Origin of the sequence: Dyadobacter sp. (assembly GCF_017744695.1) — a bacterium.
Lineage (GTDB): Bacteria > Bacteroidota > Bacteroidia > Cytophagales > Spirosomataceae > Dyadobacter.
This window is the reverse complement of record NZ_JAGIAS010000001.1, coordinates 738699-760184: the sequence shown is the minus strand read 5'-3', so window position 1 is coordinate 760184 and position 21486 is coordinate 738699. Positions and strand designations below refer to the sequence as shown.

Annotated in this window: 16 protein-coding genes; 9 read left to right on the top strand and 7 right to left on the bottom strand. The window is 51.5% G+C overall.

Annotated elements, in window-relative coordinates; genetic code table 11:
* Positions 1 to 68 precede the first annotated feature (68 nt).
* Complete coding sequence (locus J7619_RS02920; RefSeq protein ID WP_291193756.1) at positions 69 to 5138, bottom strand: ExeM/NucH family extracellular endonuclease; 5070 nt, start codon at positions 5136 to 5138, stop codon at positions 69 to 71.
* Between the two features lie 415 nt (positions 5139 to 5553).
* Between J7619_RS02920 and J7619_RS02915 the strand changes: the two genes are divergently transcribed.
* On the top strand, positions 5554 to 6498 hold the full coding sequence (locus J7619_RS02915; RefSeq protein ID WP_291193753.1) for a hypothetical protein: 945 nt from the start codon (positions 5554 to 5556) through the stop codon (positions 6496 to 6498).
* Here the strand turns inward: J7619_RS02915 and J7619_RS02910 are convergent.
* On the bottom strand, positions 6473 to 6883 hold the full coding sequence (locus tag J7619_RS02910; RefSeq protein ID WP_291193749.1) for a helix-turn-helix domain-containing protein: 411 nt from the start codon (positions 6881 to 6883) through the stop codon (positions 6473 to 6475). The genes J7619_RS02915 and J7619_RS02910 overlap by 26 nt on opposite strands.
* A gap of 99 nt (positions 6884 to 6982) precedes the next feature.
* Between J7619_RS02910 and J7619_RS02905 the strand changes: the two genes are divergently transcribed.
* Positions 6983 to 7348 (top strand): DoxX family protein, encoded by a 366-nt coding sequence (locus J7619_RS02905; RefSeq protein ID WP_291193746.1) that lies wholly within the window; start codon positions 6983 to 6985, stop codon positions 7346 to 7348.
* A gap of 108 nt (positions 7349 to 7456) precedes the next feature.
* Complete coding sequence (locus J7619_RS02900; protein WP_291193744.1) at positions 7457 to 7594, top strand: hypothetical protein; 138 nt, start codon at positions 7457 to 7459, stop codon at positions 7592 to 7594.
* 159 nt (positions 7595 to 7753) lie between these two features.
* Here the strand turns inward: J7619_RS02900 and J7619_RS02895 are convergent, their stop codons facing one another.
* Positions 7754 to 9931 carry a PQQ-binding-like beta-propeller repeat protein gene (locus J7619_RS02895; RefSeq protein WP_291193740.1) on the bottom strand — a complete coding sequence of 726 codons (2178 nt, stop codon included), beginning with the start codon at positions 9929 to 9931 and terminating at the stop codon, positions 7754 to 7756.
* Positions 9932 to 10171: 240 nt separating this feature from the next.
* Entirely contained in the window at positions 10172 to 10948 is a 777-nt protein-coding gene (locus J7619_RS02890) for a thioredoxin family protein (protein ID WP_291193737.1), read from the bottom strand.
* A gap of 219 nt (positions 10949 to 11167) precedes the next feature.
* On the opposite strand from J7619_RS02890, the gene J7619_RS02885 reads away from it, so the two are divergent.
* A complete protein-coding gene (locus tag J7619_RS02885; protein ID WP_291193734.1) occupies positions 11168 to 11749 on the top strand; it encodes a hypothetical protein in 582 nt (193 codons plus the stop codon).
* Positions 11750 to 11869: 120 nt separating this feature from the next.
* Positions 11870 to 12064 carry a hypothetical protein gene (locus tag J7619_RS02880; protein WP_291193731.1) on the top strand — a complete coding sequence of 65 codons (195 nt, stop codon included), beginning with the start codon at positions 11870 to 11872 and terminating at the stop codon, positions 12062 to 12064.
* 29 nt (positions 12065 to 12093) lie between these two features.
* Here J7619_RS02880 and J7619_RS02875 read toward each other — a convergent pair whose 3' ends face one another.
* Positions 12094 to 12477 carry a hypothetical protein gene (locus J7619_RS02875; RefSeq protein ID WP_291193728.1) on the bottom strand — a complete coding sequence of 128 codons (384 nt, stop codon included), beginning with the start codon at positions 12475 to 12477 and terminating at the stop codon, positions 12094 to 12096.
* Positions 12478 to 12815: 338 nt separating this feature from the next.
* Between J7619_RS02875 and J7619_RS02870 the strand changes: the two genes are divergently transcribed.
* The 4 genes from J7619_RS02870 (at position 12816) to J7619_RS02855 (ending at position 19486) form a co-directional block, all read left to right on the top strand.
* Entirely contained in the window at positions 12816 to 13520 is a 705-nt protein-coding gene (locus tag J7619_RS02870) for a hypothetical protein (protein ID WP_291193726.1), read from the top strand.
* Between the two features lie 105 nt (positions 13521 to 13625).
* The gene (locus tag J7619_RS02865; protein WP_291193723.1) at positions 13626 to 15845 is read left to right on the top strand and encodes a M1 family aminopeptidase; all 2220 of its coding nucleotides are present in this window, start codon (positions 13626 to 13628) and stop codon (positions 15843 to 15845) included.
* Positions 15846 to 15881: 36 nt separating this feature from the next.
* Positions 15882 to 17942: a metallophosphoesterase gene (locus J7619_RS02860; RefSeq protein ID WP_291193720.1), complete on the top strand. Its 2061-nt coding sequence runs from the start codon at positions 15882 to 15884 to the stop codon at positions 17940 to 17942.
* Positions 17943 to 18031: 89 nt separating this feature from the next.
* Positions 18032 to 19486: a TlpA disulfide reductase family protein gene (locus tag J7619_RS02855; RefSeq protein ID WP_291193718.1), complete on the top strand. Its 1455-nt coding sequence runs from the start codon at positions 18032 to 18034 to the stop codon at positions 19484 to 19486.
* On the opposite strand, the gene J7619_RS02850 is transcribed toward J7619_RS02855, so the two are convergent.
* Together J7619_RS02850 and J7619_RS02845 are read right to left on the bottom strand one after the other, a co-directional pair.
* Positions 19483 to 19962 (bottom strand): nitrate reductase associated protein, encoded by a 480-nt coding sequence (locus J7619_RS02850; protein WP_291193715.1) that lies wholly within the window; start codon positions 19960 to 19962, stop codon positions 19483 to 19485. The two genes, J7619_RS02855 and J7619_RS02850, sit on opposite strands and share 4 nt — an antisense overlap.
* 2 nt (positions 19963 to 19964) lie before the next feature.
* Positions 19965 to 21437 carry a rubredoxin gene (locus J7619_RS02845; protein ID WP_291193712.1) on the bottom strand — a complete coding sequence of 491 codons (1473 nt, stop codon included), beginning with the start codon at positions 21435 to 21437 and terminating at the stop codon, positions 19965 to 19967.
* Between the last annotated feature and the right edge of the window lie 49 nt (positions 21438 to 21486).

Below are 21486 nucleotides of genomic sequence, written 5' to 3'. Positions count from 1 at the left end.
CGATAGCAACGAAAAGGAGCTGCATGATTTGACGATCAGGCAGCTCCTCTTCATTTATTCTAAACTAATTACTCTACAATAACCTTCACACTTCCCGATTTACCGGAATTCGTTCTTTCGATAATCAAGTTGTACATTCCCGGCGCGGCTTGCCCTTTGATGTTTACTAAAAATAAACCTTCTGTGCCGATTGCTTTGACGTGGATCGGAACTTGCCGGCCTGCTGCATTGTAAAGTTCAAGCGTTGAAGCGCCCGGAGCGGAAACGGTGAAGTTTCCGGAGTTCGGGTTTGGATAAACAAATGCGGTAGTCCCGGCTCCTGCGTCTACGCGTGCGGCCACTATCCGCGAGAGGGTGGTGGTGCCATCCCAATCCCGCTGGCGAAGGCGATAATAGTAAAGTATACCCGCCTGAACGTCCGAATCTGTCCAAGCATATTCAGAGCGGGACGAGGTGGTGGCATTACCGGCTACAAATGCGATGGCCGAGAAATTGACGCCATCGGTTGACCGCAAAATGTCAAAACCTTCATTCTGCTCCTCCCAAGTGGTGGCCCATTGCAATGTCACATTCCGCTCTCCGGAAGTGGCCGTAAAGGAGATCAGGTGTACAGGTAAGGCGGGTTCGAGGTGGAGCCCTACGAGCACCGGATCATGATCGGACGCGCGGTATTGATCGGCACTGTAAAAGCTGGTAACCTGCCCGGCTGATTTGAATTCGGTGTTATAGTCGAGCACACTCGGTTCGTCGGCGTTGATGTGGTATTTGTCGGCGCCGGTAACCTGCTTGGCCAGGGATGAGGTTGCCAAAGCGTGGTCGAGCGAGCCGGTGAAGCCATCGAAAACGTACGAGTAGGAAGTGGCCGGCAGTACGCTGTTGTAGCCGGCATTAGCCAGGATCGTGAGTGGCTCCTCTTTTAGGTAAGCGTTGAGGTCACCCAGGATGAGGTAGTCCGTGTCGGTCGTGCCGGTAGGTTTCGTAGCGAGCCACGCTACCAGATCTTGTGCCTGGCGCACCCGTGTTCCGTTTGATTCTCCCTGGCCGTCGCCCGCGTCCGCGTCACCCTCGCCATTGGCACTTGAACTTTTGGATTTGAAATGGTTGACAACCACCGTGAATTTCTCGGTACTGGCTGTTTCGATGAAGGTCTGAGCCAGCGGTTTGCGACCTACCACGTCGAAAGCTGTCTGTCCGGTCGGGTAGCCAGGGCTCGTTTGTCCATAATGGTCGGGCATGGTCGCGGCAGCGCCATCCGGTGTTACTTTGCCGGGTTTGTAAATAAGTCCCACGGTAATTTCATCCGTTGCGATCGTACCCGGATCGATGAACGCATAAGTACCGCTCACACCGGCACGGGTATTAAGCCCGTTCACAAGGTCCTGAATGGCGCTGTTCGGGCCGTAATCGTCTCTTTCCAGCTCCATTAACCCGATCACATCCGCATCCGAAGTGTACAATGCCTCGATCACCTTCGCCCGCTGGCGTGCGAATTCCGCCTGGGTATCGGCCCCGCGCGAAGTAGGGAAGCCACCACCGGCACCGTTTCCATTGAAATAGTTAAGTACGTTGGCGCTGGCCACTTTCAGGGTGGCTCCTGTGCCGAGGGCAGGGGGCGCGGTTGGCCGCTCATTAGCTGCGATGAAGTTCACGCCGGAAGAGGTTTGAATGCGGTATCCTTCGAGCCGGTCGTCGAGGATACCAATAACGCTCGTTACCTGGTCGCCGCCGCGTAAGGTATTCGTGGCGCTTAGCGGGTTGCCGCCGCGACCGAAAATGACAGGGTCGGGATTCTGGGTCGTGCGACCGTCGTCCAGGTAAATCTTGCGCTTGGCGGCCTCGGCAACGTAAGCAGCGTATCCCGCCACGCTTGGGGCATTAAATTGGGTATATTGGTCTAAACGGCCATCTGTTCCTGCAGCGTTGCCGGGGCCGTCGGCCGACAATACAACCTGGCCGTAGCGGCCGAGCTGGAAATACTCGGTAACAAAAAGGTTGCCGCTCGTCGCGTTGAGGTTGACCAGCATGCCTTCGTAGCGTTCGAGGTCGGCAACATTAGCTACCGGGAGCGTTACATTGGTGATGGTCGGTAGCGGAGCGGTACCCAGTTTTTCGAATGCGCTGACCGTTTTCAATTCGGTAAGGCTGGTGGTAAAGCCGCTGGTAGTACTTACAAAATCAATTACTTCCCCTGAAATGCGGACCAGGTCGCCTTGTGTGACGGACACCACTCCTGCGGGATCGGCCGCCACATTGTATACGAAAATACCTTCCGAAGTAGTGGGATCGGCGTCTGCATCGGCGTCTTCTTCCTGCACATAAAAGCCGTTCAGGCCCGTGGAGCCGGTAAACGTGCGGGTGACAACCCCTTCAATGGTGAGCGGGCCGGTAAGCGCAGCGGTGTTGCCGGAACCTTGGATCTGGTGGATCCGGGTTGCCACTACCGGCGGGTTACCCAATACAATGCGTTCGCTTCTGAATTTCTTGTAGTTCGATTGGCCCAAATCCTTGGCAATGGTGCCATCATTGTAAAACACATCATCACCATTGTCTACCAAAACCTGGATTTCGCTGTTGTTGGCAAGCGGCGAAGGTAGGTCGACGATCGACTCGAAGCTACCCTGAGCATTGAGGGCCGTGAGGTTGGCGGAGCGAAGTACCGGTGCGTCCGCCGGATTGCCCGTCCAAGTGTAGAAGCGGAAATCCTTCGGAGCTGTTCCGGTAGCCGCGTCGGCGGGGCCTGCCAGGATGAGATATTCACCGGCAGCATTCTTTTTGATCTCGCGGATGCCTCTTCCACCCAGATCGAGCTGGATGGGCGCTCCGAATGTGGCCGGGCCTGATGTCGGGTTACCGGAAAAGAGCGAAGTGATGTTAGTCCACGGGACGATCAAAGCGAGCGTACGCGTGCTGGTGGACTGATACGGCGCGCGGAAGCCTATGTAGCCTGTCGTGCCATCGGGGCCTACGGTCAAACCCTCGATATTGAATCCGTCGAGGGCGGGGTCTTCCGGAATCTTACCGGCTGCTGCGCTCGCCGCCAGCCCCAAGACATTGCCGTTGGAGGCGTCCCAGGCGAGGAGGTCAGTCTTCAACGCATCATAACGACCTACGTACGACAGGGTAACAGCGGCGCCCGTGCCTGATAAATCGGTCGCGAAAACGCGGCTTCTGTTGGGACGGTTGTTGCCTCCCGATGCATTGCTGTGCGATCCCATCCAGTAAATCCGGTTACCGATCATCACCGACGACTCGATATCTACCTCGCGCGGGACGCCGCCCGAAATATCGGTGAGGCCCAGCGAGCCGGTGTAGTCAAATCCATTAACAGGTAATCCTGAATTCTGCCGGTTGTAAAGTCTCAAAACCTGGTTTTCATCATCGGCCACCAGCATATAATCACTGTCGATAGCCTGTGCTGTGGAAGCATCGCTCACCTGCGTGTGGAAGCGTGTGGACGAGGGTGTGCCCGAAGCCGCCGAAGCGGCATATTTGATCACATAAGCACTACTCAGGCCGCCATCCGTGACGGTTACCGTGATGTCCGCGTAACCTACGCCCACAGGGGTGATTTTCAGATTCCGGCTATTGGCATTACCGGTTGTTACGGAGAGATTGGCGTCGGGTACCACGGCCGTATTACTGCTGGTTGCGGTTACTACAAGCGCTGACGCGGCTGTTTCCACATCGCTCACATTGAATTCGATACCCAGCGTGCGTGCGGGATCGGTCGGATCGTTGATCACACCGCTGACAAATGCGGCCGGGTTTGCTACCGGGCTATTGTCGGGAACCGAGAGATAGGTGGTTGTAAGATCGGCGTCGGTCGTTGTTTCATTATCAGCCACGATTACCGGCGCATTGTCGTTTGGTGCTCCATCGTTGTCGGTAATGGTGATCGACTGTGCGGTGGTTGAACCTAATGTAATGCCGGCTGACGGGCTCGAAATGGTCAGGGTAGCCGTTTCGGTGTTCTCTGCATCGCTGTCGTCGGCAATGGTGAATGTTACCGAGCCGGTGGTAGCACCCGTTGGAATGGTAATGGTGCTGCCGGATAATACGTAGTCCGACGCGCTGATACCAGTTCCTGAAACGCTGAGATTGACGGTCTGATCGCCTGTTACCGGTGCGGATGCCGTGGCGGTAACGGTAATAACGTTTTGAGCTGCTTCGCTGCCGGCGTTGCTGCTCACCGAAAGATTCACGACCGGCAGTGAGGTACAGGAAGTCAGTGCGGCGTCTTCTGAGGCAATGGTCAAACCAGAGGTACCGGCCGTGGGATTGGCGGTGTTAACCGTCCCGGTTGGCCATACGCCGTCATCGTCGGTCGCGCAGCCAATCAAGCTGGCATTCGCGGAGCTGAGCTGTTCAATGCGTCTTACCCCGTTTGCATTGTCGTTGGGGACGATAGCATTCCAGCCGCCGGCAGAAGTGGTGTAGCCGGGTACTACGCTGGCAATAGTGGTACCGATCGATTCGGCAGGCGCTATGAAAAGTGGCCGGCCGGTTCCCGCGGTATTGTCGTAAATCGCGACCAGGTTTTTGCCGTTGGCCCCGGATGTGCTTTCTTTTAAAAATGATCCATTATTGGTCCCGGCGGATGTGCTGTATGCCAGTACGCGAATGGAAGCATCGAGCGCGCGGCGGGACAGGATGGTACCGGAAGTGTTTGCGATTACGATGGTGGGAAGAATCAGGTTTCCCGGATCGAACCGGGCATTACCAGTGTTGACGAACCCGAACCAGCCGGTATAGTTTCCGGAGGCATCCGTCGTGAAGGACTCGTAACCACCAGTGGTCGTAACCGAAGGGCTCGATGTGTACGTGTAGCTCGTGCCGGCAGTATTGACCAACAGCGGGTTGCCTGCGCCGGGATTGGTCCCGCCCAGGTTATCGGAGATTGCGGCCTGCGTATAAAACCGGTAGGTTGTGCCGGGCGTCAGACCGGTGACGGTAGCGCGGTACATCACCGGCAAGCGGGTACCTGTACCATTGGCCATAAACTGCGGCGTGAGTACCGAAATAAAACCGGATTGCGTAAGGTTTTGGGCCTGTACCGAAACGGAGATCAGCACGCATAGCCAAAGTAGCCCGGCGCGTACGTTTCGGAGCGGACGCCGATGAGTAGAAAGTTTCTTCATGTTTTGAAATTGAGTTGAATAATAGCCGTAACGATCGGAGAGAGTAGCCAGACTGGTACTTAAATACAGGCTTCAAATTTCCTTTAAAAGGTGTTAGTGGCCGGCCGGGGGAGGATCAACAATGTGTTATGATTGGGAGGGTGTACGAAACATTTGCTTAACGGGCATACCGTTTACAAAACAACACCTGCCTTTACCTTTCCTGCATGGGGAAAAATAATGCTGGCATTACATTTAATTAATAATCAATTACTTAGTTTGAGATCGCGGGATTCGAGGGGCTGGATGGTAAGATGTGAAGATAATTTTGAACTATCCTGCTGAAATGAGAATGACATGCCCTGATTGGTGGGCACCTTCGTCCATAAATGATATATTGCCGGCAGTTCTCTCAACGTATTTTAATTTTCTACACATGCTAACATACTCATTATCACTATTAAGGTCGGCTCTTGTTGGCATTTTAATCGCCGGCTCGGTCAACGCTTCCTTCGCGCAGGGATCGAACATTCCGAGTACGTATGAACTGGTTCAGGATGGGGTCAATAACAGTTATCAGCCGCCGGTTCCCAAAGGGCCTACTTCGATCCCTCAGACTATGTCTTTCTTTTTCAATAAAAACGGGAGCACCGACGAGGGGATCTATTTCCAGAAACTGAAATCAGAGTTGTCGGTAACGTTCAGTTTTGACGACCAGCCGTACATCAATGTGCCTCAGCACGTGACCGGTATGACTTTTGGTGCGGCGTCGGGCGCGAGCAGCACGCATGTGCGCGCGGTGCCGGTGATCAATACCAACTATTATTATGCGGATACTGCACGTAAAATATTCACGGCGCATCCGCAGGGGCCGGTGGGAAAGGGGGTCAACCTGTTTATGAATGCCGGATTGCAGGTGTTTCTCTCGGCGAAACCGCTGCTGGCGGCCAATGCGCCTAAAACCGATACAAGCCGCTACTATTACGGCAAGCTGCGGTTGCAGTTCAACAAGCCTGTGCAAGATCCGGTCATTTCGTTCATCGGCCTTGGTGCAACAACCAATTTCAGCGACAAACGCCTTGGTTTCGCCACGGAGCTCGAATTGCAGACGCCATCGCTAACGTTGACGAAGCTTTCGGGCAGTGACGAAATGCAGATTGACGTGACGAAAACCAAAATATTGCATTCCAAAACGCCGATTACCGGCAACTGCGACAATGGCGCCGCTTGCGGAAGCGTGCTCGTTAGAGGTTCGCAGATCAGTACGCTGGTGTTTAATGTCTACCTGCGGGCTGACGGCGGTCCCGGCGTTTGGGGGACTGAAAAAGTAAGCAATTCAGGCGATATGTGGCACGTCACAGTATCTCTGCCAGAGCAGTAGCAGTTTGTTCTTCTGCTTTCTCCGCATGCATAATCCGTTGGCGATGCATTTCTCCCCAATTGATCAGCGACTCGATCACCGGGGACAATGTGTCGCTGTATGGTGTCAGTTCGTATTCGATCGAAACCGGGAAGTCGGTATAGACCTTGCGGGTTACGAATCCGTTAATTTCAAGCTCTTTCAGTTCATTGGAGAGGACCCTGGCCGATATGCCGTTCATGGCCCGCTGAATTTCATTGAACCGTTTATGCCCTTCGGAAAGTGCGATGATGATCCGCAGTCTCCATTTGCCCCCGATTACATATAAGGCGTCTCCTGCCGCATTGAGTTTGTTATAGCACTGCGCAGGGCTGGGCCTTTCGCCGTTGTGATGAGTGAATGCCATGTTGATTTTTGCTAACTAAAAGGTTATTACTAACCTTTTGTATATTACTATCATTTGTATAGTAAAGGTACCTAGTTTTGACAAAAAATCAAAACAGACATGAAAGCAAAGAAAATCACCACAATCGTCCTCACTGCCCTGGCGTCGCTATTGCCGGTGCTCGGCGGCGTAATGAAGCTGAGCCAAAGCCCCGAAATGCTTGAAAAGCTCTCCGAAGTCGGGGTAGGGAGCTATCTCGTTCCGCTTGGCCTGATGGAAATCGGTTTTACAGCCCTTTTCGTTTACCCGAAAACCATGAAAATCGGTTTTATCCTGTTGACATGCTACTTTGCCGGTGCCATTGCTACGGAATTGTCGCACGGCACCGCATTCAACGCCGTACTCCCGCTAGCCCTGATCTGGATCGCAGCATTCCTGCGCGATGCTTCGATTTTTTTGCCTGGGAAAGTGACGGTTGCTAATTAATCGGTGTACTTCGAAAATCGAAGCTCGGTGGAGTGTTTATGATTGATATAGTAATGCATTTTATTGGTTAAATTTGAGATAGTTGTTTTGATTAAACACTATCACACAATGATAAGGACAATTGTCAGGCCGGATAAAGCATCCATTTCGTTCGATATTCCAGAAAAGTATATCGGGAAGGAGATCGAAGTGATCGCATTTGAAAAGAATCGAGCAGAGGAGGAAAAGATAAGAGGAAAGCAGTGACGTTCAACGCGGTTTCAATCGATACACGAGGGTATCAATTTAACCGCGAGGAAGCTAATGAATGAAAGGATATTTCTGGATAGCAATATTCTGATTTATTCTTATCCAGTACCGAATTTTGTAAATGCCCGGATGGATATAGTCCGGGCATTTACTATATCAAGGCAATCTGAACGCCATCACAGCGCCCGATGGGTTTTCCTTCGTGCCGCCGACGGAGAGTGCTACGTATTGCTTGCCGCCGCTCATGTAGGTACATGCGGTGGCGTTGGCAACACCCGGGAGCGTGGTTTGCCAGACGAGCTTACCGGTTTTTTTGTCGAAAGCGCGGAGTTTGCGGTCCTGGGTGCCGCTGATGAAGATCAGGCCGCCTGCCGTGACGATTGGCCCGGCGGAACCTTCCTGGCCGGTTTCCGGGCCGCCGTTTTCCTGACGTTTTTCGTCGTTACCCAGCGGTATCTGCCATTCATAGTCGCCCGTACTGAGGTTGATTGCATTGAGCGTTCCCCATGGCGGGCGCAAGGCGGGGTTACCCTGCGGATCCCGGAAATGGCCGTAGGCAGTCAGGTTCAGGTATTTGTCAGCGCCTTTTTGAGTTTGGCCCGTCTCTTGTTTGGTCACCTTGGCCGAATTCTGCGGGCGGTCGTAAAGGAATGCAATGATGCCCTTCTCCTTGCTCTTGATCGCCGAGGCGAACGCCGGCATCTTGCCACCTCCTTTTTTGATCTTGTCCAAGGCCGCTTCGCGCGTCATACGGTTGCGCAGGCCAATCAGCGACGGGTAATTGGGTTCATCCCCATTTTTATCCTTGCCGTGGCAGGCCACGCAGTAGGTCATGTACACTGTTTTGCCCTGGTCGTAAACGGTCTGATCTTTGGCCTCCTGTTCCGGATCCACTTTTTTCATCGACTGGATTTCAGGGGAGTCATTGGATTTGACGAAAAGTACTGTTGAGGCCGGGTCGTATGCGGCACCGCCCCATTCCGCACCGCCGCGGGAACCGGGGAGCATCAATGTACCTTTGAGATCCGGTGGCGTAAACAGGCCCTCATAGCGCATCGAGCGGAATTTTTTAACGATCGAGTCGTGGCCAGCATCGGTATAGTGCGTTAAATCCGATTCGGTCATCCATTGCCGCGCGAAGGGTCTGGGCTTTAACGGAAAAGGCTGGGTAGGAGATGTTTCTTCTCCCGGGATGCGGGAAGCGGGTACTTTCCGTTCCTCGATCGGGAACAGCGGCTCGCCGGTTTCGCGGTTAAAAACAAATATAAATCCATGCTTGGTGACCTGTGCTACGGCATCGATCTGTTTCCCGTCGCGGTTGACGGTTACCAGGTTGGGTGGCGCAGGCAAGTCATAGTCCCACAGATCGTGGTGGACGAGCTGGTAGTGCCAAATGTACTTGCCAGTCGCGGCATCGAGTGCTACCACGCTGTTGCCGTAGAGGTTATTGCCTTTGCGGTCGGCCCCGTAAAAATCATAGGATGGTGAGCCCAATGCCAGAAAAACGATGCCGCGGTGGGTGTCGAGGCTCATGCCTGCCCAATCGTTGACGCCCCCTGCATATTTGTAGGCGTCTTTCGGCCAGGTTTCGTAACGGGGTTCGCCAGGTAGCGGGATCGTGTGAAATGTCCATTCCAATTTGCCGGTTTTACAATTATAGGCGCGGATATAACCGGGCTGCGCGCCGTACAGTTCGGAGACTTCGGCCCCCATGATCAACAAATCCTTGTAAACAATGCCGGGTGAGGTCGGGATTACTGAAATGGTCGCGGGATCGTCGCGCAGGCCCACATTCATGCTTACGCGACCATTTTCCCCGAACCCCGGAACGGGTTTCCCCGTGCGTGCATCGAGCGCAAAAAGGTTGTCGCCGCCGGTGAAGAGAATACGTTTGTCCGGTGCGCCAGATCGGTCCACACCTTCCCAATAGGTAACTCCGCGGCTAACCCCGCCGCCCTCTGCCCCCTCAAACGGGTCGAATGACCAGAGCTGCTCGCCGGTTTGGGCATTAATGGCATAGGCCCAGTGTTTTGCGGACGTGGTGTACATGACGCCGTCGACGATAATCGGATTGCATTCGCTGCTGCCGGCCCGGCTACCGTCCTTCATGTCGGTGTAGGAATGCGTCCAGGCGAGTTGCAGGCGGTCTACATTTGAGGTGTTGATCTGATCTAATGCAGAATAGCTGGTGCTTTCAGCGTCGGCTTTGTAAATACTCCATGAGCGGTCGGTTTGCTCGCGGTTCTGATAGGCTACCAGTCCGGCAAATGCAGCGATAGCAGGAAGAATGATCAGGCTCTTCGTGTGTTTTGGGATTGGGTTAATTCCAAACATAAAGGGTGAAGCAACGCTTCTTCGTAAGGTTCAGGATGTGTGAGATAGCATTGATACTCATGCTGTAAAGTCATTTTGTGTTGCGTTTTACTATTGTCAGGGAGGAGGGAAAAAGGAGGAAGGAGGAAAGGGAGAAAGGAGGAAGGAGGAATAAATATGAATTAGGGCGCTCCTGTTATTTTCAGGAGCGCCTCGAGAGTTCTGACCATTAAGTAACGGAACAGACGCGGGAGACTGTTGTTAATGGCAGCAGCTGCCCTGATCGCCTTTGAAATCTTCATATTTGTCGTGGTGACGCATCCAGTCCATAATGCCGTCCTCGTTTCTTCCTTTTGGTGTGAGGTCTAGGTAGTTATGTGCGCCGATGAGTATGTCGCCGCCGCGGGAATAACTCGAATAAGTGTGGAAAATGTTGCCTGTCCGGTCCTTGTAAAACACGCTGGTCCCTGGTGATTCGGTGCCTTCATCATGTTTGGCATATTCGAAATTATAGTAGATCGTACCGTTTTTGAGTTGCTCACTGGTGAACGATGCCTGGTAATCGTAATTGAAGTCGCTGCCGTAGGACGAGACCCAGTTGAATTTCCATCCCATTCGCTTTTTGAATGCGAGCAGTTTTTCCAACGGGGCTCGGGAAACAACCACTACCGAAACATCGTGGTGTTGCAAATGCAGGTTGGCGCCGTCGATGTGGTCGGAAAGGAACGAGCAGCCCGGGCAGCCTTCTTCCCATTCCGGAGCGAACATGAAATGGTAAATGATCAGCTGGCTTTTGCCGTAAAAGAGGTCCGGCAGCCACAGTTTTCCTTCAGTGCTGTCGAAAATGTAGGATTTGTCGACCTTCACCCACGGCAGCTCCCGCCGCTGGCGGCTGAGCTCATCGTTGAGCCGGGTAAGTTCCTTTTCTTTTTTAAGCAGATCCTTCCGCGCTTTGGTCCATTCTTCCTGCGAAACGACCCTGTGCGTTGCGAGGCTTTCCTCCAAGCGGTTGGCCATGGTGTCCAATTGCTTTTCCATTGTTTCTGGATTTAGTTTCATACAAAACTCACGAATAAATCGGGGAAACAACGAGTGTAAAAACGTCTATTTCGGGGGGTGTTTGAGACAAACTGAAAGACCCCGCGATGCACACCTGCAAAGCATCAAATTTAATACCCGGTGTATACTTCTGGTACGATTCTTTTTCCGCTGTGACCACATAACGGAAAATGAATCATCAACTAAACATACATCGTCATGAAAGCTCTGAAGTTGAATATCATTGCATTGGCTGTCTTCGGTAGTGTTGTCTTCGGAAGTGCCGCAGCTTTTGCACAGACGACCACGCCGGCTACAACGCCTGGCGCTACCACGCCCACCAGCACACAGCCGGCCACGGTTCCGGGTACGACGCAGCCATCGACTTACCCGGGCAATACCACGCAGCCTAAAACGGTCCCCGGCGCCATCGTGCAGCCATCCGACCTGCCTGGTGCCGCGAAGCCGGGTAGCACCGTGACGCAGCCGTCGCCGACTACCGTGCCGAATACGACGACACAGCCATCGACCTTGCCGTCCAGCACCGTACCAAGCAGCGCTACCACGCCGGGCGCTACCACGCAGCCATCGGCCGTTCCCGTAACCCCGACCGACCCGAATGCCGTACCGCGGACAAATATGCCGGGAAATGTGCCGCAAAGCTCCAATCCCAACAATAGCAATGTACCGAGAAGCACGATCCCGGGTACAACCACCGAGCCGGCGCAAGTACCGCAGAGCACGACCATCCCGTCGTCGACAGTACCGGGCAGCTCTACCACGCCTGGTAAGATACCGTAATGCATTTCAAATCAGCGCAAGTGTAGCAGCCGGGCATTTGGTGCCCGGCTTTATTTAACGCCTGGGAAACTAGCCTGGCACAATTTTAAAGCAACTACCCCAACCAAAAAACAACTAACCATGCCAAGCATAACAAATCGTGATGAGACAGGACGGTTGGAACCGGGAGTGATTCTGACGGTGTCCGGGGCGGAGTCCGAGAATGATGCGGTACTCGCGATCGAAAATTACCTGCGTGTGAACCAGAAGGAGCACCTGGAACTGGCCATGCCCAAGAAATGCGAGAACGATACGTATGAAGTCAGGTTGGAATAGCAGCTGTGAAGAGGGAGATTCAGGTGTCCCTAAGGTTTGGAATTATCCCTGAAAGCAGATTCGATCTGCTCTTTTTCAAGATCCATTACCCCGAATTCTTTGGTTGGGTTGAACCAGTTATCGCCGGAGGTGTCAGCGATTGCTACCACCCTGCCGTGTTGAATTTCAACGAGTACTTTCGAGCTTTTTAGCTGATCCCAGTTGTCGACCCGGCACACCTGCATGCACCTGAACAAGAATCTGCCCAAATACGGCGAGTCCGAAGACTCACCACCATGCATACCCGACAGAAAGACGTCGTGCCCACCAAATGTGTATTTCACTCCTTTCAGGTTCAATTCCAGTTCGGCCGTAACATATAATCGTCGGTGGGTATAGATATGTACCGCCTTGATTGTTCCGATTTCCATCATTCGTTCCTTTGATGTAGGCCATTAATGGCACCAAAACCGTGCCGTTGACCTCATTTTGAATGGTTAAATAACGTTGGTTAGCAATACAACGCCGTTTGAACGGCAATATATACGTTTTGAAATCGATATGTAGTAGTAATATTACTAAAAATTTGAAATTTCGGTGAATTTTAAACAATAGGTTGTAGAAAAATTCTTCACAATGTCTACGGGCAGGTTCATAAAAGTCACTGTGGTGAACTTAGTATAAAAAATAGAAAACATCCAAGGGTATGGAAATGAGCTGATAGCATCTTTCATTCAGAAGTTGTATCACCGATGACTATCCCGGAACCGCTATGAAAACTATACTCCTTGCTTCTCTGTTGATCCATCCAATGCTATCGATGAACGTGCGGCTAAACGTCGCCGGACGAATGGCTCCACTCGTGTGCGAAAATGCCCAGGAAAAAAAGTCCGCTTACCTGTTTCCCACGTTTCTTAAAGGAAGGGTTTATTTCAGGAATGGCACAAAACGCGATGCATTCCTGAATTATCACTTTCAGAATGGTCAGGTGCAGTTTCTCAACCCGGATACGCTCCTGTTTACAGGCAAATACCTGATTGATTACGTCGAAATAGGAGAGCGCCGCTTTGTCCTGACCGAGACCCATTCGGATATGGAAGTGATCGGTATGGCGGGACGGGCCCAGCTGGCTGTGCGTACGCAGCCTAAACTTTTGGGGAACAGCCTCAGCTATTCGGGACAGCATTTTTCTGCTTCGGAAGGAAACGCTGCGCATGTGCAAATGGTAACCAATCAAGGCGGGCATGTTCAATGGGAAAACAATGCTTCCGGCCAGCGGTGGAGGATGAAACCCGCCTATTTTCTGATCGATCAGAACCGGGTTGTGCATCCCGCGTCGCGCAAGAGCTTCCTGCATGTGTACGGACGCAACCGGCGTCAGGTCGCCCGCTACCTGCGTGAGAACCGGGTCAATTTCGATAGTGCCGGCGACCTGCAAAGGCTGCTCGGATTTTGCGGTAACCTCGCCACCCTTTGACTGAAACCGGCCGTTTGCACATTTGACGGGAAAACGGGAGAGAATTGTCGGTAAATGGTTAAGTTAGCGTATTGACAGTGATGTACTTACAGAATAATACGCGCTATGAAAATATCTCTCCTGCCGTTGCTTTTGCTGCTCGCCGGATGGGCATTGGCCCAGGATCCCGCTTCGGATTTCTCCACAGCCGATATTGCTGCGCTCGAAAGCAGGAGCGCCGGCCTGCGGATGAACGCCCGGGGGCTGAGGGTAATGGCCTCCAACAACTTCGATGTGAAATACTATCGTTGTGAATGGGAGGTTGATCCGGCGGTGAATTATATCAAAGGTAATGTGACGTCCCATTTCGTGATGAACACGGCGGGGAACAGTATTACCCTGGATTTGTCGAGTGTGCTGACGGTTTCGACCGTGCAGCAGCGGGGGAGCAATGTCGGTTTTGTGCATGCCGGTGATGCACTGACGATCACATTGCAAACTCCTCTTGCACAAGGGGAAAGAGATTCGGTTACGATCAGCTACGAGGGGACTCCCACAACCATCAATACCCCGTTCGTAGCGACTACCCACGGTGCGTCTGCAACGCCCGTGATCTGGACTTTGAGCGAACCTTACGGAAGCCGCGACTGGTGGCCCTGCAAAAACGGGCTCGACGACAAGGCCGATTCGATCGACGTTTACATTACCCATTCTGCCATTTATAAAGCCGCTTCCAACGGGCTATTGAAAAGTGAGACCGCGATAGCCGGGTCGAAAACCCGTACGCATTGGAAGCACAGGTACGCGATCGCGAGTTACCTGGTAGCTTTTGCGGTTACGAATTACAACGTACTCGATAACAGCGTGCTGATAGGTAGTACAAATGTGCCTTTCAAAACCTACTGCTATCCCGAGAGCCAGGTTACTTTTCAGGGAGGTGTACAGAATGCCCTGAATGCGATGGTGCAGTTCAGTAACTTGTTTGGCGACTACCCATTTAAGAACGAAAAGTACGGGCATGTGCAATTTGGCTGGGGAGGCGGAATGGAGCACCAGACGTGCTCTTTCATGGTCAATATGGGCGAGACGCTCATCGCGCATGAGCTTGGTCATCAATGGTTTGGCGACAAGGTTACCTGCGGTAGCTGGCAGGATATCTGGCTGAACGAAGGCTTCGCGACGCACCTCGCCAGCATTTATACGGAGGCGAAATATCCGGCCAACACCAAAACGACCCGTACCAATGAGATCAATACGATTACGTCGCAGCCTGGCGGCTCTGTGTGGGTGGATAATGTCAATGATGTCAACCGGATTTTCAGCAATCGCCTGAGTTATCTCAAAGGCTCGCATTTGCTATACATGCTGCGCTGGATACTGGGTGACCCAACGTTTTTTACGGCGATCCATAATTATATCAATGACCCCGCGCTGGCTTATGGCTATGCAACCACTGCGAACCTGAAAAGTCACCTGGAAGCGACCAGCGGGAAAGACCTGACCTATTTTTTCGATCAGTGGTTTACCGGACAGGGGTATCCTTCGTATCAGGTGGAATGGTACCCCGTGGGCAATTCCGTGCAGGTGAAACTGAACCAGACGCAATCGCATGCTTCGGTGAGCTTCTTTCAATTACCGGTGCCTTTGCTGTTCCGGAATACCGCCACAAATCAGGAGAAACTCGTTGTATGCAACAACACGGTAAATGGGCAATTTTTTGCGGATAATCTGGGTTTTGAGGCGACAGAAGTGGTTTTTGACCCGGATGTGTGGCTGATCACACGGAACAATACGCTGACCAAGACTTCGGGGCCGCTGCCGGTAACATTCAGCAAGTTTGATGTCGAATGTCGTGGTAATAATGCGCGGCTGAGTTGGCAGACGACGGAAGAGGTGAATGCGGATTATTTTGAAATACTCGCAAGTAACGATGCCCGGCAATGGGAAGCCTTGGGCACAGTCGGCGCGCTTGGCAATTCAAACGCGACCAACGATTATTTTTTCGACGTAGAAGTCGCTTCTGCACTTAAATTCTACCGGATTAAAGAATATGATGTCGATGGCAAAACCCAGGAAACCCGGATAATGGTAGCGAAGTGTGGAGAGGGAAAGGGTAATTGGGTTGCGCACCCGAATCCGGCCGGCGATTTTTTTACACTTAGTAATTCCAATAATAATTTAATTTCTGATGATCTGTTGCTGTATGACATCAGGGGAAACCGCGTTTTTCTCGACGCGAAGCTATCTGGCGGAGCGAAAACATTCGATGTGCGGAACCTGAATCCGGGCCTCTATTCCATTGTATCCCAGAAAGGAGAAGTATTGTTTAAACTTCTCAAAGAGTGAAGTTGGTATCAATCAAAATCATAACTCACTTTTAACATGCACACTATCATTTTGTATGCGTGCCTGCTGGCACATATAACGCCAATTCTGCTCAGAGGCCCGTATCTTCAATCGGCGACATCGACGAGCATCGTCATCCGCTGGCGCACCAATGAACCCAGTGATAGCCGTGTTCTGTTCGGAGATTCACCTGTGGCGCTTTTGCAGAGTGTCGATAGCGCTTCCTCCGTCACGGAGCATGAAGTGAAACTGACGGGGCTCGAACCGAAAAAACGCTATTACTATGCTATCGGCTCTTCTCAGGCCATACTGCAAGGTAATGCCGAAAACTTCTTTGAAACGGCTTCTTTGCCAGCGCAACCGGGTAAATATACGATCGGCGTGATGGGCGATTGCGGAAACAATTCTATAAACCAGCTGAATACCCGTGATAAACTGCTTGACTTCCTGGGTAATGCGTATATGGGTGTATGGCTTTTGCTGGGCGACAATGCTTACCTCAGCGGTACCGATGCGGAATATCAGAGCGGATTTTTCAATATTTACAAAGACCGGCTCTTGAAGCAAACTCCGCTGTATCCAAGTCCGGGAAACCACGACTATGCCAATAATCCATCCAGGCAGGTGAATCACGCGGTGCCTTACTATGATATTTTTACCGTTCCCAGTGCCGGAGAGGCCGGCGGTGTTCCTTCCGGCAGTGAGTCGTTTTACTCGTTCGATTACGGGAATATCCATTTTCTATCGTTGGATTCTTACGGAATGGAAAGCGGCAATACGCGATTGTATGATACTTTGGGTACGCAAGTGCAATGGATTAAGGCAGATCTGGCGGCCAACACGAACAAGGGATGGGTAGTCGCGTACTGGCATCATCCGCCATATACGAAGGGTTCTCACGATTCGGATACTGAATCGGAACTCATTAATATCCGTAAGAATTTTATCAGGATTCTTGAAAGGAACGGAGTAGACCTCATCCTTTGCGGGCACAGCCACGACTATGAGCGATCGAAACTGATGAAGGGGCATTATGGTCTGGAAAACTCATTTGATCCCGCAGCCAATAATCTCAGTCAGTCTTCCGGGCGTTACGATGGTTCACCCGACTCCTGCCCGTACATCAAAAAATCATCTGATAGCGAGGGTACCGTGTATGTCGTAGCAGGCTCGGCGGGGCAGCTGGGCGCCACGAAAGCGGGCTATCCGCACGATGCATTGCCTGTTGCTGACGCTAGCCACGGAGGGGCGCTCGTGTTACAGGTGGAGGGGAATCGATTGGACGCGAGGTGGATAGCTTCGGATGGTGTTGTTCGCGACCAGTTTACGATTGTTAAAGATGTGAACAAGAATACTTCGGTCACGATCGATAACGGAGAAAGCATTACTCTGGCATCCTCCTATAATGGCTCTTACTTGTGGAGTACCGGTGAGGTGTCCAAAGAAATTACGGTAAACCCGGTCGTGACAACCGAATATGTAGTGCACGATCAATACTCGTGCCTCAGTGACACCGCGAAAGTCATTGTGAATAATCCTTTACCCGTAACATTAAGCCATTTCACTGGCTCATACCTCGACGGCAGGGTGACGTTGGAATGGCAAACGACGGAGGAGGTCAATGCCGGTTATTTTGAGGTCGAGCGCTCATCGGATGGCCATGTTTTTGAACCTATCGGCAAGGTCGACGCTGTGGGCGATTCCCGGATTGCACACTCATATCACTATGACGATGAAAATGTGACCGACGGCCTTGCTGCGAAAAACATCTTTTATCGCCTTAAAGAAGTCGATCGGGATGGAAAAACGCAATATTCACGAATTGTCGCTGTGAAACCGGAGAGCTTTGCCAATAATAAAATCCGAGTAAAACCGAACCCCTCTTCCGGAGAGGAAATATGGATTGAAATTATGGATGGGAAGGGTAAATGCAAGCTAATTATCAGTAATATGAACGGACAGATTTTGCGTGAAATGTCGCTAAGTCCGAAAGCTTTTCCCGCGACTTATCCGCTTGGTAAGATGAATGCCGGAACTTATATAATTAAAGTTTTATTCGAGAATCAAACCACTTCCCGGAAGTTTGTTATCCGTTAATTAAAAACCCGCTTCAAATTATTCAACAAAATATGATTAACCAGCGTAATGGATAATTGAAACAATTACCTTCAATAAACATCGATCCAATGCGCTCTTCAACCCTTTTCTTTCTGTTTTTTATTACGATTATTTTTCAATTGGTTGGATGTAATCAGAAGAAGAATAAATCGGTTAAGATCTCCATTCATCATCACAAGGCCGCGGGGGATACACTGAAGATTCTCACCACCAATATGGTAAACCTGGATACCATTGAACTGGGGAGGCTAATACTCGATAGTGCGGGAAAGGGCGTGTCGGAGTTCGAATTGGATGCGCCGGTATTTGCCTCTGCGACTGCCGGGCATTTGGCGACAAGTTTCTTTATTTCTCCTGGCGATGAGCTCGCTATCCTGCCGTCGAAGCCGGGCGCAAAGTTTTCGATAGGATATGAAGGAGATGGAGCAGCGTTTAATCAAATCCTCAATGAAGCATCCCAATTCAGGAATGGCCTCGAAAGGTGGAATGGTAACTATGCAATTCGGCTCAATCAGGACGAATTTTTAAAGGCTAAGGATTCATTGCAAAGAGGATATGATCAGTTATTAGCCAGGCTGAAACTGGAAAAGCAGGTGTCAGAAGAAATGGTTGATGTGTTTGCGCGCCAAACGAAAATGAGTGTTCTTTTCTACCAATTTAACTATGCAATCGGAAGAGATTCGTCGGAAATTCCTGCAACCGTCAGCGAAGCTATTAAAGAAATGCCGATAGATACCATTGCATTAAAAACGCGCATGTTTGATTACGCTTTGATTGCGTCGTTTTTCTATCAACACAGAATTAATAATGCTATTTACGAAGAAAACGAATCTATGGACGGCGATTCGTTGGATGCAATTTTTCCGCTGCTGGTGGAGAGAAAGATTAAATCGAGCAAATACCCGAAGATGATTGAAGATTATCTCCGTGTGAAAAGTGCTGATTATCAAATCAGATTGGACGGCATTACAGCCAGTACTACAAAACTCGTGAGATTGTTTGAAAAAGAAATTGCCTCCGATGAATTTAAAAGTACCATACGCAAAGACATTGCCCGGTGGGAAAAAATAGGACCCGGAAAACCGGCGCCGGAATTCTCCGGTACGACACCGGATGGAAAGAAAATTTCGCTGTCTGATTTGCGGGGGAAAGTCGTGTACGTCGATATTTGGGGGACCTGGTGCGGGCCATGCGTCGAGGAGTTCCCCGATTCAAAAAAGGTCATGGCTGATTTCGAGGGTAATGATAAAGTTGCATTCCTTTACGTTTCCATCGATCGCGACACGCTGGCCTGGAAAAAGATGGCGACAAGCAGTAAGGTGCCCGAGGGGATTCATGTCATTACCGGCACCGACTCGCCTAACTCGATCTGGAACCTATACTATGTTTGGGGAGTACCGCGATATCTGCTGATCGACGCGGATGGCCGCATGGTGGCGACGCACGCGGAACGACCGTCGTCCGGGAAGGTTACTGCTGAACTGCGAAAACTGTTGGGCGTGGAAAAGCTCGCTCAAAATTAACAAGCCGTCGCCAATCCGAACTCCGCCAGCGCCCGAGGGAAATTTCGCCCTTCGTGCCCGGAGCGGCTGAGCTTGACTAATGCGAAACGTTCAAGCACGTCGAGCTGCATCCATTGGCCGGTCGAAATGACGGGACAATTCCATTCCTGCGCCTTCTCGCGCACTTCTGCGGGTACATACAGGTGTGTCCACGCAGGGTCGAGGTTTTTGAGCAGGCTGGGCACGGTGCTTGTGTATTTCCAGACTAATTCATTGAGATAATCGGCATAGGCTTCGATTTCAGCCGGTGTGTGGCAGGGAATTTCGGCCAGAAAGTCCTTCTCGTCAAAACTGAACCGGGCCCAGTCGGAAAGTTGCAGCTTTACGCGGCAGGTGTCGAGTTTGTAGCGGACGATCATAGGAATGCAGCGGAGGCTGTCGACAAAATCGCTTTCGAATGCAAAGAACCGGGTTTCGATGGCTGGTGCGGATATCATGGTCAGGCTGGTTCGAGGGTGGATGATCGGGTCAGTTCGACGGGCAGGAAAACGGCCTTGCCGCTGTCGCAGGTAGGGCAGCAGTAAGCGGCCGGAAGGTCTTCGAAGGCGGTCCCGGGGGGGATATCGCCGAGTACGTCGCCATACTCGGGATCATAAATGGTCAGGCAATCAGGGCATTGGTGCGCCATCTTCGCCGCTTTGACAGCCGTTTTGGCTTCGTCGGGTTCGGACAGCATAGTTTTCAGAGTATCCCTTGATCGCTGATTGTTAAACCGCCTGCAAAGACGTTCCAGCTGGGCAGGCAAATGTATTTTGAACAACCCCTTTTCAAACAATACCAGTGCGCGGCTGTTGGGGTTGAAATTTTCGGTATAATAAAGGTCGTAAACACTGAATAACGGTAACTGTCCGATGCGCAACAGCGGGCGTTTCCGGATAAGCACCGAACCGAAAACCTCGGATTTAGGGCGGGTCTGGATGCCGAAACAAAGCCCGAAAGTGCGGGTATCGTTTTTGGAAAAATAGCGGATCAGTTCGTTTTTGAGCTCGGCCCCGTCGCCATTATGGTCCTCGGTTTGCCACGCGAGTTCGTTGGCGGCATGGCGGACGTTGATATTGTGTTTTCCCAGAATATTGCTCCAAGCCACACGGTACTGGTCTTCTATTCCTTTAATAACCAGCGATTTCCAGGGAGTGGCGCAAATCTCACCTACGCGTGTTTTGAGGCACAATGCACATACATCAAGCAGAAATTCGATCGAAAACTCCTCGTCGCGGCGGTAAAGGCCCAGCCAGGTACGGGATTCGTAGCGGTTGAAGCCTTCGTAATAGGGCAGGGAAAAAGAGGGTAGTTCCAGTTCCTGTTGTACCGGCTGCGAGACGTAACGAATGCGCCCGGCTGCAGCGGCTTTCAAGGTATGTTCCTCATTCAGGCCTTCATCGAGCATGCATTCTTCCACCACTTTCGACAGGCGCCCGATTTCATTTGTATAAATTAACCCGTCCCATTTGAAAACCGTGTTGGTTTGCTTCAAGCGCACATACAAATACCAGAAATGCGGTTCGGGTGAAGAAATGAAATTGAGGTTCCCGGTAAAAAACGGTGTAAAACTCTGATTGGAATCGGAAATATTGACCTTTAAACCCGGCTGGAAGTCGAAACTGTCGAGGACGGAGTGGTACTCGCTCGCATTGAGCCATTGCCCGGTCCTGAAAACCTCCTCACCACAGTAGGAGCTTACAATATTGGGCCGACGGTCGGTATTGACCTCGTAAAAGACGCCCAGGTTCTTGAAATCATTTTCCAGAAACCGCATATCCTCGTAATGCACGGTCATCAGCAGCTGCTGCCGCAATCCGAACCGGACCTTGCGGACGTTCGCATTCCACGCCGCAGAAAGAATGTCTTTCAGGTACCCCGGAGAAGCAATGCCCCCCGGCAGGTTGATTTTGATGTGGTAATAGTCGCGCATGGTTCGTTACGGTTTTGTGATCAAGTGTGGTAGGTTTGGTCAGGTGTTG

Excerpts from the sequence above, each read along its gene's own strand:
- J7619_RS02920 (WP_291193756.1), bottom strand. The coding sequence starts at position 5,138 with ATGAAGAAACTTTCTACTCATCGGCGTCCGCTCCGAAACGTACGCGCC.
- J7619_RS02915 (WP_291193753.1), top strand. The coding sequence starts at position 5,554 with ATGCTAACATACTCATTATCACTATTAAGGTCGGCTCTTGTTGGCATT.
- J7619_RS02910 (WP_291193749.1), bottom strand. The coding sequence starts at position 6,883 with ATGGCATTCACTCATCACAACGGCGAAAGGCCCAGCCCTGCGCAGTGC.
- J7619_RS02905 (WP_291193746.1), top strand. The coding sequence starts at position 6,983 with ATGAAAGCAAAGAAAATCACCACAATCGTCCTCACTGCCCTGGCGTCG.
- J7619_RS02900 (WP_291193744.1), top strand. The coding sequence starts at position 7,457 with ATGATAAGGACAATTGTCAGGCCGGATAAAGCATCCATTTCGTTCGAT.
- J7619_RS02895 (WP_291193740.1), bottom strand. The coding sequence starts at position 9,931 with ATGTTTGGAATTAACCCAATCCCAAAACACACGAAGAGCCTGATCATT.
- J7619_RS02890 (WP_291193737.1), bottom strand. The coding sequence starts at position 10,948 with ATGGAAAAGCAATTGGACACCATGGCCAACCGCTTGGAGGAAAGCCTC.
- J7619_RS02885 (WP_291193734.1), top strand. The coding sequence starts at position 11,168 with ATGAAAGCTCTGAAGTTGAATATCATTGCATTGGCTGTCTTCGGTAGT.
- J7619_RS02880 (WP_291193731.1), top strand. The coding sequence starts at position 11,870 with ATGCCAAGCATAACAAATCGTGATGAGACAGGACGGTTGGAACCGGGA.
- J7619_RS02875 (WP_291193728.1), bottom strand. The coding sequence starts at position 12,477 with ATGATGGAAATCGGAACAATCAAGGCGGTACATATCTATACCCACCGA.
- J7619_RS02870 (WP_291193726.1), top strand. The coding sequence starts at position 12,816 with ATGAAAACTATACTCCTTGCTTCTCTGTTGATCCATCCAATGCTATCG.
- J7619_RS02865 (WP_291193723.1), top strand. The coding sequence starts at position 13,626 with ATGAAAATATCTCTCCTGCCGTTGCTTTTGCTGCTCGCCGGATGGGCA.
- J7619_RS02860 (WP_291193720.1), top strand. The coding sequence starts at position 15,882 with ATGCACACTATCATTTTGTATGCGTGCCTGCTGGCACATATAACGCCA.
- J7619_RS02855 (WP_291193718.1), top strand. The coding sequence starts at position 18,032 with ATGCGCTCTTCAACCCTTTTCTTTCTGTTTTTTATTACGATTATTTTT.
- J7619_RS02850 (WP_291193715.1), bottom strand. The coding sequence starts at position 19,962 with ATGATATCCGCACCAGCCATCGAAACCCGGTTCTTTGCATTCGAAAGC.
- J7619_RS02845 (WP_291193712.1), bottom strand. The coding sequence starts at position 21,437 with ATGCGCGACTATTACCACATCAAAATCAACCTGCCGGGGGGCATTGCT.